Here is a 1522-nt window from a genome sequence, read left to right as displayed (position 1 = left end):
TGTCCGGCGTCAGCGCCCATGGCACAGATTAGGGGTTGAGATTTAAGGAGGGTTTGGGCTTCGTCGTAGTGACGAAGGAACGCAGATGAAGCCCAAACCCTCCTTGCGAAAATCGCCGACCAAGGCCCCTGCCGAAGCCGTGGTGAAGGACATCCGCCGACAGACGCGGCGACATTTCTCGGCCGAGGACAAGATCCGTATCGTGCTCGACGGACTGCGCGGCGAAGACAGCATTGCCGAGCTATGCCGGCGTGAAGGCATCGCCCAGAGCCTCTACTACACCTGGTCGAAGGAGTTCATGAAGCCGGCAAGCGCCGACTTGCGGGCGATACCGCCCGCGCCGCGACCACAGGAGAGGTCCAGGACCTTCGCCGCGAAGCCCGCGCGCTGAAGGCATGCGTGGCCGATCTGACGCTGGAAAACCGTCTGCTGAAAAAAAGCATGATCGCGGATGGGGGCGACGACCAATGAGATATCCCGCATCCGAGAAGCTCGAGATCATCAGGATCGTCGAGCAGTCGCACTTGCCGGCCAAACGCACGCTGGACCAGCTCGGCATCGCCCGCCGGACCTTCTACCGCTGGTATGATCGCTACCTCGAGGGCGGCCCCGAGGCCCTGGAAGATCGGCCATCGGCGCCGAGCCGGGTATGGAACCGCATCGGTGACGACATCCGCGACCAGATCGTCGAGATGGCGCTGGAAACACCCGAGCTATCCCCCCGCGAACTGGCCGTGAGGTTCACCGATGAGAAGCGCTACTTCGTGTCCGAGGCCACGGTTTACCGGCTGCTCAAGGCCCATGATCTGATCACCAGCCCGGCCTACGTCGTCATCAAGGCCGCCGATGCGTTCCACACCAAGACCACCCGGCCGAACGAGATGTGGCAGACCGACTTCACCTACTTCAAGATTATCGGGTGGGGCTGGATGTACCTGTCGACCGTGCTCGACGACTTCTCTCGCTACATCATCGCCTGGAAACTGTGCACGAACATGCGCGCCGAGGACGTCACCGACACGCTGGACCTCGCGCTTGCTGCGTCTGGCTGCGACAGCGCCACGGTGCTGCACAAGCCCCGGCTGCTGTCAGACAACGGCCCGAGCTACATCGCCGGCGAACTGGCCGAATACATTGAGACCCGGAAAATGAGCCACGTTCGCGGCGCGCCATGCCACCCTCAGACCCAGGGCAAGATCGAGCGATGGCACCAGACCCTGAAAAACCGCATCCTGCTGGAAAACTACTTCCTGCCAGGCGACCTCGAGGCCCAGATCCAGGCCTTCGTCGAGCACTACAACCACCAGCGTTACCACGAGAGCCTGAACAATGTGACGCCCGCCGACGCCTACTTCGGCAGGGCACCAGCCATCATCCAACAGCGTGAAAGGATCAAGCGACAGACCATCGAACACCGGCGCTTGCAACACCGCAAGCTCGCCGCCTAACATCAACCCCAAGACGAGGCCCGCACTCCGCTAATCTACGCCGCGATCTGCGCCAAATGTTCTGACGACGGACA

1 pseudogene is annotated in these 1522 nt (G+C 62.0%); it reads left to right on the top strand.

Annotated elements, in window-relative coordinates:
* Positions 1–85 precede the first annotated feature (85 nt).
* Positions 86–1448 (top strand): annotated as a pseudogene (locus MTR66_RS21090) (IS3 family transposase).
* The last annotated feature ends 74 nt before the right edge of the window (positions 1449–1522 follow it).

Origin of the sequence: Novosphingobium beihaiense (assembly GCF_022832375.1) — a bacterium.
GTDB lineage: Bacteria > Pseudomonadota > Alphaproteobacteria > Sphingomonadales > Sphingomonadaceae > Novosphingobium > Novosphingobium beihaiensis.
Note: the sequence above shows the minus strand (reverse complement) of the source record. Positions and strands in the feature narration are given on the sequence as shown.